Raw genomic sequence first — 16,156 nt, forward strand, 5'->3', positions numbered from 1 at the left:
GTTACATTCCGAACCCGGAAGCTAAGCCTCACAGCGCCGATGGTACTGCAGGGGGGACCCTGTGGGAGAGTAGGACGCCGCCGAACAATCATTCCGAAGAACCCCCACCCGATTCCGGGTGGGGGTTCTTTGCGTTTATGCAGGATACGATCGCGGTATGGCACGTCGTCCTGGCCCCAAGGCCAACCCCGAAGAAAACAAGCCGCGTACCGAGCCTTTCAGCCTGGCGACGGACCCCTTCACCATGGAGACCTCCCACGAGGTGGCCGGTCTGTACCTGGCTCCGCCGGAGCGGGTGCTGGCGCTGCACGTCGATGCGGAGACCGTCCTGCGGCCCAAGCTGCGGGCCGCTCTGGAGACCCTGCGCGAGGAGCCGCTGCCGGCGGCCGTCACGGCCCTGCTGGAGAGCCTCGACTCGACCACCGAGAAGGTGGCCGGCACCCTGCACCGTCGGCGGCGCGGAGTCGCCTTCCGCCAGTACCTGGCGAAGCTGGACCAGGAGCTGCCGGAAGGCGGCGAGGTCCACCTGATCTGCGACAACTACTTCACGCACAAGTCCCCGACGGTCATCAACTGGCTTCGGGCGCACCCGCGTTTCGTCATGCACTTCGCGCCGGACGAGGCGGCCTGGCTGGCGCACGTCGAGCGCTGGTTCGCCTACCAGGCGGCGCGGGAGGGATTCCACGGGGACAAGTCCTCGGCGGTCGCGCTGTCGGCGGGGATCGCCGAGTGGCAGGCCCGTGACGCGCAGGCGGACGACGAGAGCGAGGACGGGGCCTCGGCCGGCGTCCACGTCTGGGTCAAGCCCCGCTACTGAGGGCCGGAGGGGACGGAATGGTCATGGGTGCCGCTCCGGACCTGGCGGAGCTGCGTGCGGTCTGCCAGCCGCAGGCGAAGCTGCAGAGCCGCAACGGGGAGCACTGGGCGGGCCGGCTGTACATGCGGCGCATCTCGCTGCGGGTGACCAGACAGCTGGTGCGTACCGGGGTCGCCCCGAACACGCTCACCTGGGTCATGGTCGTCTGCGGTGTGGCCGCCGGGGTGGCGCTGCTGATACCCGGTCTGCCGGGGGCCGTGCTGGCCGCCGTGCTGTTCCAGCTGTTCCTGCTCTTCGACTGCGTGGACGGCGAGGTCGCCCGCTGGAAGAAGCAGTACAGCGCGGTCGGCATCTACGTCGACCGGCTCGGCGCCTATCTGGCGGACGCGGCGCTCCTGACGGGGGCCGGCTTCCGGGCGGCCCGGTCAGGGGCGGAGGCGTGGGTGTCGGTGGGCCTGGCGGCGGCGCTGGGGATCGTGCTGCTGAAGGCCTCGACCGACCTGGTCGACGTGGCGCGGGCCCGGCACGGGCTGGGCGTCGCGGAGGACGAGGCGGCCCGGCCGCGCTCGCAGGGGGTGGCCACCGTGCGCAGGCTCGCCTCCGCGCTCAGGATCCACCGGGTGACCAACGGCATCGAGGCCTCGCTGGTCCTGCTGGCGGCGGCCGTCGCCGACGCCGTGGTCGGCACCACCACTCCGACCCGAGCGGTGGTCGCCGCCATCGCGGCGATCACCTGGGTGATGGTGGTCGCGCACCTGGCGTCGATCCTCTCCTCCTCCCGGCTCCGCTGAGGCCGGTCCAGGCCGGTCCAGAGGAAGCAGGCCGGGCCGAACCCTAGAGCCGGCCGGCGGCCTTGAGGGCGAGGTACGCGTCGGCGAGGGCCGGGGCGACCGAGGAGGGCGGGGCGTCGAGGACGGTCACCCCGTGGCGGCCGAGGCGGTCGGCGGTGAGACGGCGGTCGGCGCGGGTCTGCTCGGCCGCGGCCGCCCCGTACACGGCCTCGACGGTGCCGCGGCCGGCGGCCAGTTCGTCCAGGTGCGGGTCGGCGACCGAGGCGAGGACGACCTCGTGGCGCTTGGTGAGCATCGGCACCAGCGGGAGCAGGCCGTCCTCCACGGGCGCCGCGTCCAGGCCGGTGAGCAGCACGATCAGCGAGCGGTGCGGTGCCATCCGGAGTGCGGTGGAGACCAGCGAGCGCATGTCGGTCTCGTAGAGGGCGGGCTCCAGGACGGCCATCGCGCCGGTGAAGGCAGGCAGGATCTCGTTGGGGGAGCGGCCCGCGACCGAGACGCGTTTGCGCAGGTCGTGGGCGAGCAGGTCGACCCGGTCACCGGCCTTGGTGGCGAGTGCGGTGAGCAGCAGGGCGGCGTCGAGTGCGGCGTCCAGCCGGGGCGCGTCGCCGACCCGGCCGGCGGAGGTGCGGCCGGTGTCGAGGACGATCAGGATGTGCCGGTCCCGCTCGGGGCGCCAGGTGCGGATGGCGACGGTGTGGCGGCGGGCGCTGGCCCGCCAGTCGATGGAGCGGACGTCGTCGCCGGGCAGGTACTCGCGCAGGGAGTCGAACTCGGTGCCCTGGCCGCGGGTCAGGACGGAGGTGCGGCCGTCGAGTTCGCGCAGCCGGGCGAGCCGGGAGGGCAGGTGCTTGCGGCTGGTGAACGGCGGCAGCGCGCGGACCGTCCACGGGACCAGGTGGGAGCCCTGACGGCCGGCCAGGCCGAGCGGGCCGAGCGAGCGGACCGTCACCTTGTGGGCGTGGTGGTCGCCGCGCCGGCTCGGGGTGAGCAGGGTGGTGACGCGGCGCCGCTCGCCGCCGGGGATCCGCAGGGTGTGCCGTGAGGCGGCGGTGCCGGTGCCGGGCCGCCACGCGGAGGGGGCCCAGGAGTCGCGGACGCGGGCCCGCAGCGGGCGGCCGGAGGGGTTGGTGACGCTCAGTTCGACGGCGGCGGGCTCGCCGAGCCGGACGGTGGTGTCGCCGCCCCGGGTGATCCGCAGGCTGCGGACCGGGGCGGCGAGCAGCAGGTCGACCAGGGCGGCGAGCAGGACCGCGCCGGTGACGGCGGCGATCCCCGCCGCGGAGGGCAGGAGCAGGCCCACGACGAGCGCGCCGAGTGCGGCGAGCAGGGCGGTTCGCCCGGTGAGGGCCATGCGGTGCGCTCCTTCGGAGGCGTGCGGGGGGAGGCGGTCAGCGGGGGGCGGGCGTCTGGGCGAGGACGGCCTGGATGACGGAGTCGGCGGTGACGCCCTCCATCTCGGCCTCGGCGCGCAGCGCGACGCGGTGGCGCAGGGTCGGCAGGGCGAGGGCCTTGACGTCGTCGGGGGTGACGTAGTCGCGGCCGGCCAGCCAGGCCCAGGCACGGGAGGCGGCGAGCAGGGCGGTCGCGCCGCGCGGGGAGACGCCGATCGAGAGCGACGGGGACTGCCGGGTGGCCCGGCAGAGGTCGACGATGTAGGCGAGCACCTCGGGGGAGACGGTGAGCTTGGCGATCTGCGCGCGGGCGGCGGCGATGTCCGCGGGGCCGGCGACCGGGCGGACGCCGGCGGCGCCGAGGTCGCGGGGGTCGAAGCCCGCGGCGTGCCTGGCGAGGACCTGGAACTCCTGGTCGCGGTCGGGCAGCGGCAGGATCAGCTTCAGCAGGAAGCGGTCCAGCTGGGCCTCGGGCAGCGGGTAGGTGCCCTCGTACTCGACGGGGTTCTGGGTGGCGGCGACCAGGAACGGGACGGGCAGGGCGCGGGGCTCGCCGTCGACGGTGACCTGGTGCTCCTCCATGGCCTCCAGCAGGGCGGCCTGGGTCTTGGGCGGGGTGCGGTTGATCTCGTCGGCGAGCAGCAGGTTGGTGAAGACCGGGCCGGGCTGGAAGGAGAACTCGGCGGTCCGGGCGTCGTAGACCAGGGAGCCGGTGACATCGCCGGGCATCAGGTCGGGGGTGAACTGGATCCGCTTGGTGCCCAGGCTGAGGGCGGTGGACAGGGTGCGCACCAGAAGGGTCTTGGCGACGCCGGGGACGCCCTCCAACAGCACGTGGCCGCCGCAGAGCAGGGCGACGACCAGGCCGGTGACGGCGGCGTCCTGGCCGACCACGGCCTTGGCGATCTCGGCGCGCAGGGCGGTGAGCGCCTGGCGCGGGTCGCTCGCCGTGCCGGGCGTGCTGTCGGCCGTGCCGGGGGTGGTGAGGGGGGTGGCGGTGGCCTGCTCGGTCACGGCTTCCGTACCTGCCTTTCGAGGGTGTCGAGGTCGTCGGCGAGCCGCAGCAGCGCGGCGTCGTCGGTCGGGGGCGGGCCGTACAGGAGGGCCGCCACGTCCCCGGCGGGGCGCTCGGGGAGGCGGTCGGCGATGGCCGCGCAGAGAGCGGTGGGGTCGGGTGCGCCGGCGCTGAGCGGGACGCCCAGGGCCGGGGCGAGGCGGTGGGCCGCGGCGCGGCGCAGGGCGTCGGCGGCGCGGCCGCGGGCCCTGGCGCGGCGGTAGAGGCGGGCGCGGCCTTCGGTGGTCTCGGCGGCGCGGACCACCACGGGCAGGTTCTCGCTGACGACGGGGCCGAGCCGGCGGGCGCGCCAGGCGGCGGCGAGCAGGGCGGCGATGCCGAGCTGGTAGCCGGCCCAGCGCCAGCCCTCGGGGATGTAGTCGGTGAGCTGCTTGCGCTGTTCGACCGCGATCGGGGCGGTGTAGTCGGGCAGCTGCCAGGTCAGGTCGGGCTGGGAACCGAGCAGGGCGAGGGCGAGGGCGGCGTTGCCGTCCTTGGCGAGCAGCTCGTTGGTGAGGAAGGCGCCGCCGCCTAGCACGATGACGTCCCCGCCCCGGCTGTTCGGGACGCTGACCAGCGGGTAGCCGTGGCCGCGCGGGTAGCAGCCCTCGCCGCGGGTGCCGGCGGTGTAGAGCAGGCCGCCGAGGTGGGCGCTGCCGGCCCGCACGGCGGCGGGCAGGGAGCAGTCGGCGGGGGTGCTGCGGACGGAGGCGTAGGGGACGCCGCCGCCCTCGTCGGAGGGGCGGACGCCGGGGACCAGCGCGCTGAGGGCGGCCGGGCCGGGGGCGATGAGGACCAGGCGGCCGTGCCGGGCGGCGGCCAGGGCGCGCAGCCGGTCGGGGGAGAGCAGGTCGGGCTCCGGCACGACGAGGGTGCCGGCGCCGGCCGCGCCGGTGGTGAGGTCGGCGGTGATGTCGGCCTTGACGCCCTCGCGCTGGAGCAGGGCGATCACGGCGCGGGTGCCGGCGGGGTCGTAGGAGCGCGGGTCGAGCGGCGGGTAGCGCTGCTCCTGGTTGAGGCCGGCCAGGACGGCTCCGGCGAGCAGCAGCATCGCGGTGGTGAACAGGTACCAGCGTCCGCGGTACCAGAGGCTTCGGCCGCTCGGCGCGAGGCTGGTGGGGGCGGCGGCGGGCGCGGTCGGCGCGGGCGGCGCGTCGGGGGCGGGGACGGTGGTGGTCATGCCGCTCCTCCCTGGGCCTGGGCCGGGACCGGTACCGGCACCGGGGTGAGGGCCGGGCGGGTGCGCTCCAGGGCCCGGTCGAGGTCGTGCAGCAGCCGGTAGGCGGCCTGGTCGGCGGTGCGCTCGCCGTAGGCGATGTCGTCGAAGCTCCGGGCGGCGGCGGCGAGGGCGGCGGCGTGCTCGGGCAGGGCGCGGCCGGCCTCGGCGGCGGCCTCGTCGGCGGTGCGGCCGGGGCGGGTGTCGAGCAGGGTGCGCTCCTCCAGGGCCCGGACCAGGGCGCGCATCTGCTCCCGGACGGCCTGGGGCCACTGGCCGGCGGCGGCGTGCCGCTCGGCCTCGGCCCGGTACTGGGCGGCGCTGCGCGGGCCGGCGGTGCCGAAGACGGGCTGGATGGTGCGGGCGGCCCGCCTGGGTGCGCCGAGGCGCCACCACAGGGCGCCGCCGATCAGGGCGGCGATCACCAGGAAGAGGATCAGGCCGGTGGTTCCGCTGGTGCCGTTGCCCGCGACGGTGTCGAGGGCGTCGCCGAGCCGGTCGCCGATCCAGTCGAGGACCCGCTCCTGGAGGCTCGGGTCGTGGCGGTGGTAGTCGGCCTTGAGCAGTTCGTCCCGTGCGGCGTCGCGTGCCGGATCGCGCGGAATGGTGACCGGTGCGCCGCCGGCCGCCCGGGTCAGGTCCCCCCAGTTCGGCATCCGGGTCAGAGCCTCGCGGCGGTCGGGCCGGCCGGGTCGCTCCAGCCGGTGCCGCCGTACTCGGGCAGCCCGGCGGCGCGGGCCAGCTCGATGTCCAGGGCCTCGCGGCGGATCCGCTGGTCGACGTAGAGGAGGACGCCGATGCTGGCGGTGAACGGGATGGTCAGGGTGGCGGAGATGACGCCGGCGATGGCCGTGGTGATCAGCAGGGCCGGCGGGAGGCTGACCACGCCGCCGGAGTCGGCCTGGCCGGCGAGGTCGTCGAAGCCCAGGACCACGCCGATGATCGTGAACGGCACCGAGATCATCCCGGCGACGATGCCGGCCAGCACCTGGCTGAGCAGGTTGATGCCGAACAGGCGCCACCAGGAGCCGCGGACGAGCCGGCGGGAGCGGGAGAGCGCGGTCAGCACGCCCTGCTTCTCCAGCATCAGGGCGGGGGCCGCCAGGCTGAGCTGGATCCAGATCCAGACGGCGACGGGAAGGCTGAGCAGGCCGACCACGAACAGCAGGGCGGCGATGGCGGGCTCGTCCGCGCCGGCGATCACGTAGCCGATCATCGGGGCGAAGCCGAGCAGCACGATGCCGCCGCCGATCAGGGCGGTGAGCAGGGTCAGGCCGAGCATCTGGAACAGCCGGGGGCGGGCGTCCCGCCAGGCGTCGCGGATGGTGGCGGACTGGCCGAGGATGGCGCGGCTGACGACCATGGTCAGCAGCGCGGAGGCGACGACGCCGAGCAGCAGGCTGACCGGCAGGCTGGCGAGCGTGGTCAGGACCGGCGTGAGGTTGCCGGTGTCGCCGTCGATGGACAGCTCGGTCGCGGTGGCCGCGGCCTGCTGGAGCACGGCGACGCCGAGCGAGAGGCCGAGCGTCGTCCGCCAGTGCTTGCGGATGGTGGAGGCGGCGCCGTCCAGCAGCTCGCCGAGGCCGAGCGGGCGCAGCGGGATGATGCCGGGCTTGGGGCTCGGCGGTGCGCCCCAGCCGTACTGGCCGTACTGCGGGCCGCCGGGCGGCGGGCCGCCGTAGCCGGAGCCCCAGGCGGGCGGGGCGGCGGGTGCGCCCTGTGGTGGTGCCGACGGACCGGGCACGGCGGCGGGCGCGTCGGCCGGTGGCCGGGCGTCCTCGCGGGGCGGCTCGGACGAGCTGGGCGAGGCCCAGCCCGGAGTGTCGGTCATCACTGCTCCTCGGAGGGGCGTCAGGGTTCGCGGGGCCGGGTGGATCTTCACCCGCGCGCAGCGCCCATCGTGCCATGGTGCTCGGACGGGTCTCAGGGGTATCCGGCTCCTGAACCGCGGGCGGGCTCCGCGGTGGTGGCCGGTGCGGGTTCGCGGATCGTTCCGGAGCGGTTCGGCGCAGGAAATTCGCCCGATATGGCCGGAAATCGCCCGGGCTGCCACTTGGCCGTTCTGGCGCAATGGGACTGCTGTGCGGCAGGTCACAATCCGGTAATGAGAGTATGGACGCATGAAGGGACGCGTCCTCGTCGTTGATGACGACTCCGCACTGGCCGAGATGCTCGGTATCGTGCTGCGTGGTGAGGGTTTTGAGCCGTTTTTCGTCGCGGATGGGGACAAGGCGCTAGCCGCGTTCCGGGAGACCAAGCCTGACCTGGTCCTGCTGGACCTGATGCTGCCCGGACGGGACGGCATCGATGTCTGCCGCCAGATCCGGGCCGAGTCGGGCATCCCGATCGTCATGCTGACCGCGAAGACGGACACCGTGGACGTGGTGGTCGGCCTGGAATCGGGCGCCGACGACTACGTCACCAAGCCGTTCAAGCCGAAGGAGCTGGTGGCCCGGGTACGGGCGCGGCTGCGTCGGGCCGAGGAGCCGACGCCCGAGCAGCTGACCATCGGCGATCTGGTGATCGACGTGGCCGGCCACTCGGTGAAGCGGGACGGGCGGGGCATCCCGCTGACCCCGCTGGAGTTCGACCTGCTGGTCGCGCTGGCCCGCAAGCCCTGGCAGGTGTTCACCCGCGAGGTGCTGCTGGAGCAGGTCTGGGGCTACCGCCACGCGGCGGACACCCGGCTGGTCAACGTCCACGTCCAGCGTCTGCGCTCCAAGATCGAGAAGGACCCGGAGCGCCCCGAGATCGTGGTGACCGTTCGTGGCGTCGGCTACAAGGCCGGGCCCAGCTGACGTGGTGTACAGGGCTGACGAGACCCCGTTGGGTGCCTCGACCGACGGGGGCCCCGCCGTGCGCGGGGACGTGCTGAGCTCGACCACCCGGGGCCGCCGCCGTCGGCGCGGTCCGGCGGCCCTGCTCGCGCTCCTGACCCGTCAGCTGCGACGACCGTTCCACCGGGTGACGGCGCTCTACCGGCGCTCCATCCAGCTGCGCGTGGTCGCCGCCACCCTGCTGCTCTCCGTCGCGGTCGTGCTGGTGCTCGGCGTGGTCGTGGTGGCCCAGGTGCGCACCGGACTGCTGGACACCAAGAAGACCTCGGCCCGCAGCCAGGCCGACGGCGGCTTCAAGAGCGAGCAGAAGAAGATCGACGAGGCGAAGGACCTGCGCTTCAAGGTCGGGGCCACCAGCGACCCGACCACCGACGAGATCGGCACCTGGCTGCTCAAGCAGGTCGGCGACCTCGCGGCCAGCGGGCAGAGCGTCTACTCGGTGATCGCGATCCTGCCCGGCAGCAGCCAGGTGGTGGCGCAGCAGAACCCCGGGCTGGGCCCGCGCTACTCCGGGGACGTCCTGCCGAGCAGCATCCCGGACTCGCTGCGGACGGCGGTGGCCTCGGAGCCCGGCGTGATGTTCGAGCAGCCGACCCGGATCCACCGCGGCGGCGGCTCCGACTCGGAGCCGGGGCTCGTCCTCGGCCAGCAGTTCACCGGGCCGAGCAGCACCAGCTACCAGCTGTACTACGTCTTCCCCTTCGGCCAGGAGACCAAGACCCTCGACCTGGTCACCGGCACCCTGGCCACCGCAGGCCTGTTCGTGGTGATCCTGCTGGTCGGCATCGCCTGGTTGGTGGTGCGCCAGGTGGTCACCCCGGTGCGGATGGCCGCCGGGATCTCCGAGCGGCTGGCCGCCGGGCACCTGGAAGAGCGGATGAAGGTCACCGGGACGGACGACATCGCCCGGCTCGGCGAGTCCTTCAACCGGATGGCCAACGCCCTGCAGGCGCAGATCCGCCAGCTGGAGGAGCTCTCGCGGGTCCAGCGGCGCTTCGTCTCGGACGTCTCGCACGAGCTGCGCACCCCGCTGACCACGGTGCGGATGGCCGCCGACCTGATCTACGACAGCCGCGAGGACCTGGACCCGATGGCGGCCCGCTCGGCGGAGCTGCTCCAGGGGCAGCTGGACCGCTTCGAGTCGCTGCTCGCCGACCTGCTGGAGATCAGCCGCTTCGACGCCGGCGCCGCGATCCTGGACGCCGAGCCGGTGGACCTGCGCGAGATCGTCACCCGGGTGGTGGAGGCCGCGGACCCGCTGGCCCAGGCCAAGGGCAGCGCCGTGGTGATCCGCGGCGACGGCGAGCCGGTGCTGGCGGAGGTCGACTCCCGGCGGATCGAGCGCATCCTGCGCAACCTGGTGGTCAACGCACTGGAGCACGGCGAGGGCCGCGACGTCGTGGTCCGGCTGGGCTCGGCCGACGGCGCGGTCGCCGTCGGTGTGCGCGACTACGGCATCGGGCTCAAGCCGGGCGAGGCCTCCCGGGTGTTCCACCGCTTCTGGCGGGCCGACCCGTCCCGGGTGCGGACCACCGGCGGTACCGGCCTCGGCCTGTCCATCGCGGTCGAGGACGCGCATCTGCACGCCGGCTGGCTGCAGGCCTGGGGCGAGCCCGGTGGGGGGTCGCACTTCCGGCTCACCCTGCCGCGCACCCGCGGCGGCGAGATCAACCGGGCGCCGTTCCGGCTGGAGCCGGAGGACTCCCGCAACAACCGGGGCCTCGGCTCGGCCGGGATGCCGTACCGGCGGGCGATCCACCCGGCCGGTGCCACCGCGCTGACCGCGACCGAGGAACCGGCCGTGCCGGAGGCCCCGGAGGGCGGCGGCAACGGCTTCGGCAGCGGGCTGGGCGGGGTGCTGAGCATCGGCCCGGCCCTGGGCCGCCGGGTGCCCGAGGGACCGCGCTCGGACCCCTCGGACGTCCGCGCCGCGGGGGCCGGGTACGGTGCCACCGGTGCCCAGGTCGTGGTCGATCCGACGCCCGGCCGGCCCTCGGTGGCGCAGCGGACGGCGGAGCCGCAGGAGCCGGTCGCGGTGAGCGCCGCGAACGGCACGGGTGGGACGGACACGGAGGGGTCGCAGCGTGCGAAGGACCAGCAGCAGGACTGAGCCGCGGGTGGCCGCGGTGGCCGGCGCGGTGCTGGGGGCCGCGCTGGTGGGTGGCTGCGCCGCGATGCCGGACGCCGGCGGCATCGCCAAGGTCGAGCTGTCGCAGGGCGCGGCGGACAAGAACCTCCAGGTCAGGGTCTTCCCGATGGCGCCCGCCAAGGGGGCCAAGCCGAGTGATCTGCTGACCGGCTTCCTGGACGCGTCGACCGCGGACGACGGCTACCCGACGGCGCGGCAGTACCTGACCGAGGAGGCCGCCGGCCGGTGGAACCCGGAGGCGGGGATCATGGTGCTGGCGGCCAACCCGACGCACACCGACCAGACCCTCACGGAGGCCGACACCTCGGTGTCCATCCCGGTGTCCGGGACGGTCGTCGCCCAGGTGGACGAGAAGCACTCCTACCGCTTCCGGGAGGGGCAGAAGGACGTCAGCTTCACCTTCAACTTCGTCCGGGAGAAGTCCGGGGAGTGGCGGATCGACCGGCTGCCCGACGGTCTGATCATCAACGAGACCAACTTCCGCAACAGCTACCGCCAGGTGGACCGTTTCTTCTATGCGGCCGCCGACCCCTCCGCGCCCACGGCGCAGGAGGTGCTGATCGCCGACCCGATCTACCTGCGGCGCCGAATAGACCCGCTGACCGCCGCCGCCAGGGCCCTGGTCGCCGGCCCGTCCGAGTGGCTCTCGCCGGTGGTCCGGACGGCCTTCCCGGCCGGGGTCACCGTGCAGCCGGTCACGGTGGACGACGGCCGGACCGCCCACGTGGTGGCCGCCGGGCCCGACCTCGGCGGCGGGCTGCTGTGCAAGCAGATGGCCAACCAGCTCCTCTACACCCTCGCCGACCAGGGCAAGGGCCAGATGGACCGGCTGGAGCTGAAGGGCCCGCGCGGCAGCAGCTGTGTGGTGGCGCGCAACGACCTGCCGGCCAGTGCCCCCGGTGCCCTGGCCGGTCCGGCGGCCGACCAGCAGTACTACCAGCGCGCCGACAACGGGGTGCTGCTGCAGGCCCGCGAGCAGGGCGAGGGCTCCGCGGTCGCCGGCGTGCTCGGCAAGGCCCCGGCCAACGGCAAGCGGGCGGTCGGGGCGATCGCGGTGAGCCGCAACGGCCAGCGCGCCGCGGCGATCAGCCCGGACGGCCACCAGCTGTACTCGGTGGGGCTGGCCGACAGCGAGTCGGTGCTCCCCGAGGCCGTGCTCAGCACGACGGCCCGGGCCGCGGAGAAGGCCGACGACGGGCTGGCCTCGCCCAGCTGGGACGGCCGCGGCGACCTCTGGGTGGTGGACCGCGACCCGCAGAACCCGCGGGTGGTGATGGTGCGCGGGCGCAAGCCCGTCACCGTGCCGGTCGAGGGGCTCGACGGGGGCACGGTGCAGAGCCTCAAGACGGCCTCGGACGGGGTCCGGATCGCCCTGGTCGTCAAGGACCGCAAGGGCGACCGGAGCCTGATGGTCGGCCTGGTACAGCACGGCGGCACCCAGGACGCGCCCACGGCGCGGATCACCGGGCTGCGCAACGCCGCGCCGCAGCTCACCGACGTCACCTCGGTGTCCTGGGCGGAGGCCGACCAACTGCTGGTGCTGGGCAAGGAGAAGGACCGGCTGCCGCAGCTGCACTACATCAGCACGGACGGCTCGCGGAGCACCGAGGGCTCGCTGCTGGGCGGCGAGGGGATGGTCTCGGTGCAGGCCTCCGAGTCCCGTGACGACAGCGCGGGCCAGGCGCCTCCGGTGCTGGCCCTGCAGGGTGCGGACGGCAAGATCTACCGCCTGGTCAACAACCAGTGGCGCGAGCTCGTCCTGCCGCCGCAGTACCGGGCGAGCGCCTTCATCTACCCGGGCTGAGCCGCCCGCCCCGGCCTCCGCAGGCCGGTGGTGTGCGGTCCGGCCGGTGCGGGACGGCGGCCGCCACGGTCGCGGCCGCCCGAGGCGGCAGTCCGGCGGCGGCCAGGGCCCGGGCGGCCTCGGCGAGGCTGGCCCCGGTCGTCACCAGGTCGTCCACCAGCACGGGTTGGCGGCCGGTCAGCCGCCGGTGGGCGCGCGGCAGGACGGTGAGCGCGCCGTGCAGATTGCGCCGGCGCTCCGGGGCGGACAGGCCGCTCTGGTCCGCGACCGGGCGGACGTGCCGCAGCAGCGGCGCGGCCCGGGCGTCCAGCCCGGCCCGGCGCAGCGCCCGGGCGGCGGCGCCGGCCAGCCGCAGCGTCGGGTCGTGGCCCCGGGCGCGGACGGCGGCGCGGGTGGAGGGCATCGGGACGAGCAGCAGCGGCGCCTGACCGGCGCGCGGCCCGAGCGCGGAGCGCACGGCCTGGGCGAGCGCTTCACCCAGAGGGTCGGCCAGGCGCAGCGCGCCGCGCTCCTTGTGGGCGATCAGCAACTGGCGCACCGGATCGGCGTACCGGGCGGCGGCGTGCACCCAGGGCAGGGCGGTGGGGCCGGGCCGGGCGGCGGTCAGGGCGTGGCGGCAGGCCGGGCAGAGCTGGCTGCGGCCGGTGCCGCAGCCGGCGCAGCGGGCGGGCAGCAGGAGGTCCAGCAGGCCGCCCAGTGAGTAGGCGAACGGGCTGGGGACTGGCTGTGGGCGGGCGGGGAATGCGATGGGTGGCACGACTGCTCCTGGCGGAGGGCAGGCACGGAGAGTGAGCACAGGATGCGCCGTACGGGGGGTGTTGTCCAGGTATTTACCCATGCTTCACTCGCAAGAGGGTAGACAGGGTGCAACAGCTCGACCGCCAACCCCACAAGATCGGGTCATACCCACTTTGCCGCCTGGGGAGGCGAAATCCCCGTGTGAGGTGTTCTATGAGGCTCCAGGGGGTTTCAACCGTCCCTGGTGGGGAGGAAGTGAGGTGAGGGCCAGTCGCTTTCGCCGCTCGCGGCGGGGCGAAGGGTCGGCAGTGGATTGGCTGGTCCGGCTGGGTCTCAGCCCGATTCGGTAGCACCCGGATCGGCGTCAGCACGAGGGATCGGAGTTCTGCGTGGACATCGTCGTCAAGGGCCGCAAGACCGAGGTGCCCAAGAGGTTCCGCGAGCACGTGGCCGAGAAGCTGGAGAAGGTCCAGAAGTTCGACGGCAAGGTGATCAGCCTCGACGTCGAGGTGTCCAAGGAGCACAACCCGCGTCAGGCCGACCGGTCCGAGCGGGTGGAGATCACTCTCCGTACCCGTGGCCCGGTGATCCGGGCCGAGGCGGCCGCGGCAGACCCGTACGCGGCACTCGACCTGGCTTCGGCGAAGCTCGACGCCCAGCTGCGCAAGTCCGCAGACCGGCGCCGGGTGCACAAGGGCGGCAACGGCCGCACCCCCATCAGCGTCGCCGAGGCGACGGCGTCCCTCGCCGCGCTGCCCGACACGACGCAGCCCGTCGGCGAGACCAACGGGGCCGTCCGCAAGACCATGATGGGGTCCCTGGAAGTGGAGGGCGAAGGCCCGCTGGTGGTCCGGGAGAAGACCCACCCGGCCGCCCCCATGGCGCTCGACCAGGCGCTCTACGAGATGGAACTGGTCGGCCACGACTTCTACCTGTTCGTGGAGAAGGACAGCGGCCTGCCGAGCGTCGTCTACCGCCGGCACGGTTACCACTACGGCGTCATCCACCTGAAGGCCGACGGCTCGGTCGGGGCGGGTGCCGGCGCCGGCGGCGCGATCGGCGGGGCCGACGACGAGGACTGACCGTCCCAGCGGTATGGGACGAGGTGACCCCGGCAGCCGTTGCCGCCGGGGTCACCGGCGTTTCGGGGTGCTGTGGCGGCCGCGGCGGGCCCGAGGTCACCCGGTGCAGGGGATTCGGCACCTGAGGGTGACCGGAGGGGGTCCGAGGCGTGGAATGATGGCGCGACGAGGACCGGCGACGGGGGAGGAGCGGATGGGGGATCACTTCGGGCTGGGGCCCGCTGCGGGGCCGGGCGCGGGGGTGTCGCCAGGACCGGGGGCCGAGCCCGAGTACGGCCCGCGCCAGGCCGAGCCCATTCGCGTCCTGGTGGTGGACGACCACGCGCTGTTCCGCCGCGGGCTGGAGATCGTGCTCGCGGAGGAGGAGGACATCAAGGTCATCGGCGAGGCGGGGGACGGCGCCGAGGCGGTGCTGAAGGCCGCCGACCTGCTGCCCGACATCATCCTGATGGATGTCCGGATGCCCCGGCGCAGCGGGATCGAGGCCTGCACCGCGATCAAGGACGTGGTGCCCAGCACCAAGATCATCATGCTGACGATAAGCGATGAGGAGGCCGACCTCTACGAGGCGATCAAGGCCGGCGCCACCGGCTACCTGCTCAAGGAGATCTCCACCGACGAGGTCGCCACCGCGATCCGCGCGGTCGCCGACGGGCAGTCCCAGATCAGCCCGTCGATGGCCTCCAAGCTGCTCACCGAGTTCAAGTCGATGATCCAGCGCCGCTCCGACGACCGGGACCTGGTGCCCGCTCCCCGGCTGACCGACCGGGAGTTGGAGGTACTGAAGCTGGTGGCCACCGGGATGAACAACCGGGAGATCGCCAAGGAGCTGTTCATCAGCGAGAACACCGTGAAGAACCACGTGCGCAACATCCTGGAGAAGCTCCAGCTGCACTCCAGGATGGAGGCCGTGGTCTACGCGATGCGGGAGAAGATCCTCGAAATAGGGTGAGGCGCCCGGGCGTTGGGGCGCCCTCGGCGTGCCTGTCGGCGGTTCCGGCCGGGCGTCAGGCGTCGAGCAGCCGCGTCAGGGCCGGGCGCAGCCCTTCGTCGTTCAGCGCCTCCACCCGGACGGCGTCGCAGCCCACCCAGGCGGCCGCCTCGCGCAGCGCCGCCGCCAGTGCCTCCAGGTGGCGCGGGGAGTCCAGCGAGACCTGACGGGCCACCAGGGTGCGCCCCTCGCGGGCCGGATCGACCCGGCCGACCAGTCGGCCGCCGGTCAGCAGCGGCATCGCGAAGTAGCCGTGCACCCGCCTGTCCTTCGGGGTGTAGGCCTCCAGCCGGTGGGCCATGCCGAAGATCCGCTCGGTGCGGCCGCGGTCCCAGATCAGCGAGTCGAACGGGGAGAGCAGCGTGGTGCGGTGGCGCCCGCGCGGCGGGGCGGCCAGCGCGGCCGGATCGGCCCACGCGGCGGCCGCGGCGCCCGCCGGACCCCAGCCCGCCACCTCCACCGGGACCAGGCCGGAGGCCTCGACCACCGCGTCCAGCTGCTCGGCGCGCAGCCGGTGGTAGTCCAGCAGATCGGCCCGGGTGGCCACGCCGAGCGCGGCCCCGGCCTGGGCGACCAGGGTGCGCAGGCACTCCTCGTCGCTCGGGTCCTGCTCGAACAGGTCCGTGGGGACGGCCTGTTCGGCGAGTGCGTAGACCCGCTTCCAGCTCCGGCGCTCGGCGCAGACCACGTCGCCGAAGGCCAGGGCCCGCTCCACCGCGATCTTGGTGTCGGACCAGTCCCACCACTCCGCGGTCTTCTTGGCGCCGCCCAGCTCGGTGGAGGTCAACGGCCCTTCGGCGCGCAGCTTGTCCAGCACGTGCCGGTACGTCTCCGGGGTGACCTGGTGGCCCCAGAGGTGGCCGCGCCCGCGGTAGCCGCGGCGGCGGAACGCGAACAGCGGCCACTCCTCGACCGGCAGGATGCACGCCGCGTGCGACCAGTACTCGAAGCTCGCGCCCGAGCCCCAGTACGCCTCCTCGACGGCCGGGCGGCCGACCGCGCCGAGGCGGGCGTAGGGGATCAGCTCGTGCGAGCGGGCCAGCACCGAGATGGTGTCGAGCTGGACGGCGCCGAGGTGGCGCAGCACCCCGCGCACGCCGCCCCGGCGGTCCGGCGCACCGAGCAGGCCCTGGGCGCGCAGGGCGATGCGGCGCGCCTCGTCGGCGCTGAGGGTCGTGACGGGAGTCGTGACGGTCATGTCGGCGAGGGTAGACGCCGGGACCGACAGTCGGGACCGGCCGACGGGGCCACCGGGCTCTGCGGCCGGGGCGGCTTCGGGCAGG

General features: G+C 74.2%; 14 protein-coding genes and 1 rRNA gene. 8 read left to right on the forward strand and 7 right to left on the reverse strand.

What is annotated here, in order from left to right; translation table 11 throughout:
* The 3 genes from rrf to ACGFZP_RS28805 form a co-directional block, all read left to right on the forward strand.
* A 5S ribosomal RNA gene (gene rrf, locus ACGFZP_RS28795) occupies positions 1–86 on the forward strand; the annotation flags it as partial.
* Between the two features lie 71 nt (positions 87–157).
* Positions 158–817, forward strand: a complete 660-nt coding sequence (locus ACGFZP_RS28800) for a transposase (RefSeq protein ID WP_392938710.1) — start codon at positions 158–160, stop codon at positions 815–817.
* A gap of 23 nt (positions 818–840) precedes the next feature.
* Entirely contained in the window at positions 841–1,608 is a 768-nt protein-coding gene (locus ACGFZP_RS28805) for a CDP-alcohol phosphatidyltransferase family protein (protein WP_392938713.1), read from the forward strand.
* 43 nt (positions 1,609–1,651) lie between these two features.
* Here the strand turns inward: ACGFZP_RS28805 and ACGFZP_RS28810 are convergent, their stop codons facing one another.
* The 5 genes from ACGFZP_RS28810 to ACGFZP_RS28830 form a co-directional block, all read right to left on the reverse strand.
* Positions 1,652–2,962, reverse strand: a complete 1,311-nt coding sequence (locus ACGFZP_RS28810) for a DUF58 domain-containing protein (RefSeq protein ID WP_392938715.1) — start codon at positions 2,960–2,962, stop codon at positions 1,652–1,654.
* Positions 2,963–2,999: 37 nt separating this feature from the next.
* The gene (locus tag ACGFZP_RS28815) at positions 3,000–3,920 is read right to left on the reverse strand and encodes an AAA family ATPase (RefSeq protein WP_392939009.1); all 921 of its coding nucleotides are present in this window, start codon (positions 3,918–3,920) and stop codon (positions 3,000–3,002) included.
* 92 nt (positions 3,921–4,012) lie between these two features.
* Entirely contained in the window at positions 4,013–5,236 is a 1,224-nt protein-coding gene (locus ACGFZP_RS28820) for a DUF4350 domain-containing protein (protein WP_392938717.1), read from the reverse strand.
* On the reverse strand, positions 5,233–5,928 hold the full coding sequence (locus tag ACGFZP_RS28825) for a DUF4129 domain-containing protein (RefSeq protein ID WP_392938718.1): 696 nt from the start codon (positions 5,926–5,928) through the stop codon (positions 5,233–5,235). The genes ACGFZP_RS28820 and ACGFZP_RS28825 overlap by 4 nt, the downstream gene beginning before the upstream one ends.
* 5 nt (positions 5,929–5,933) lie before the next feature.
* On the reverse strand, positions 5,934–7,103 hold the full coding sequence (locus ACGFZP_RS28830; RefSeq protein WP_392938720.1) for a hypothetical protein: 1,170 nt from the start codon (positions 7,101–7,103) through the stop codon (positions 5,934–5,936).
* A 289-nt stretch (positions 7,104–7,392) separates the two neighbouring features.
* Between ACGFZP_RS28830 and mtrA the strand changes: the two genes are divergently transcribed.
* From mtrA to ACGFZP_RS28845, 3 genes are read left to right on the forward strand one after another with little or no spacing between them, the layout of a single operon-like run.
* The gene (mtrA, locus tag ACGFZP_RS28835) at positions 7,393–8,070 is read left to right on the forward strand and encodes an MtrAB system response regulator MtrA (protein WP_030061806.1); all 678 of its coding nucleotides are present in this window, start codon (positions 7,393–7,395) and stop codon (positions 8,068–8,070) included.
* A 28-nt stretch (positions 8,071–8,098) separates the two neighbouring features.
* Positions 8,099–10,219 (forward strand): MtrAB system histidine kinase MtrB, encoded by a 2,121-nt coding sequence (gene mtrB, locus ACGFZP_RS28840; RefSeq protein ID WP_392938722.1) that lies wholly within the window; start codon positions 8,099–8,101, stop codon positions 10,217–10,219.
* A complete protein-coding gene (locus ACGFZP_RS28845) occupies positions 10,194–12,062 on the forward strand; it encodes an LpqB family beta-propeller domain-containing protein (protein ID WP_392938723.1) in 1,869 nt (622 codons plus the stop codon). Before mtrB ends, ACGFZP_RS28845 begins: the two co-directional genes overlap by 26 nt.
* Here the strand turns inward: ACGFZP_RS28845 and ACGFZP_RS28850 are convergent.
* Entirely contained in the window at positions 12,046–12,819 is a 774-nt protein-coding gene (locus ACGFZP_RS28850; RefSeq protein WP_392938725.1) for a ComF family protein, read from the reverse strand. The genes ACGFZP_RS28845 and ACGFZP_RS28850 overlap by 17 nt on opposite strands.
* A gap of 370 nt (positions 12,820–13,189) precedes the next feature.
* On the opposite strand from ACGFZP_RS28850, the gene hpf reads away from it, so the two are divergent.
* Both hpf and ACGFZP_RS28860 read left to right on the forward strand, forming a co-directional pair.
* Positions 13,190–13,882: a ribosome hibernation-promoting factor, HPF/YfiA family gene (gene hpf / locus ACGFZP_RS28855; protein ID WP_392938727.1), complete on the forward strand. Its 693-nt coding sequence runs from the start codon at positions 13,190–13,192 to the stop codon at positions 13,880–13,882.
* Positions 13,883–14,075: 193 nt separating this feature from the next.
* Positions 14,076–14,834: a response regulator gene (locus tag ACGFZP_RS28860; RefSeq protein WP_392938728.1), complete on the forward strand. Its 759-nt coding sequence runs from the start codon at positions 14,076–14,078 to the stop codon at positions 14,832–14,834.
* 55 nt (positions 14,835–14,889) lie between these two features.
* On the opposite strand, the gene ACGFZP_RS28865 is transcribed toward ACGFZP_RS28860, so the two are convergent.
* Complete coding sequence (locus ACGFZP_RS28865) at positions 14,890–16,071, reverse strand: winged helix-turn-helix domain-containing protein (RefSeq protein WP_392938729.1); 1,182 nt, start codon at positions 16,069–16,071, stop codon at positions 14,890–14,892.
* Positions 16,072–16,156 lie beyond the last annotated feature (85 nt).

Source organism: Kitasatospora sp. NPDC048239 (genome assembly GCF_043202015.1).
Taxonomy (GTDB): domain Bacteria; phylum Actinomycetota; class Actinomycetes; order Streptomycetales; family Streptomycetaceae; genus Kitasatospora.

Bases quoted from the DNA above. Each gene is read 5' to 3' on its own strand.
- ACGFZP_RS28800 (WP_392938710.1), top strand. From the start codon at position 158: ATGGCACGTCGTCCTGGCCCCAAGGCCAACCCCGAAGAAAACAAGCCG.
- ACGFZP_RS28805 (WP_392938713.1), top strand. From the start codon at position 841: ATGGGTGCCGCTCCGGACCTGGCGGAGCTGCGTGCGGTCTGCCAGCCG.
- ACGFZP_RS28810 (WP_392938715.1), bottom strand. From the start codon at position 2,962: ATGGCCCTCACCGGGCGAACCGCCCTGCTCGCCGCACTCGGCGCGCTC.
- ACGFZP_RS28820 (WP_392938717.1), bottom strand. From the start codon at position 5,236: ATGACCACCACCGTCCCCGCCCCCGACGCGCCGCCCGCGCCGACCGCG.
- ACGFZP_RS28825 (WP_392938718.1), bottom strand. From the start codon at position 5,928: ATGCCGAACTGGGGGGACCTGACCCGGGCGGCCGGCGGCGCACCGGTC.
- ACGFZP_RS28830 (WP_392938720.1), bottom strand. From the start codon at position 7,103: ATGACCGACACTCCGGGCTGGGCCTCGCCCAGCTCGTCCGAGCCGCCC.
- mtrA (WP_030061806.1), top strand. From the start codon at position 7,393: ATGAAGGGACGCGTCCTCGTCGTTGATGACGACTCCGCACTGGCCGAG.
- ACGFZP_RS28860 (WP_392938728.1), top strand. From the start codon at position 14,076: ATGGGGGATCACTTCGGGCTGGGGCCCGCTGCGGGGCCGGGCGCGGGG.
- ACGFZP_RS28865 (WP_392938729.1), bottom strand. From the start codon at position 16,071: ATGACCGTCACGACTCCCGTCACGACCCTCAGCGCCGACGAGGCGCGC.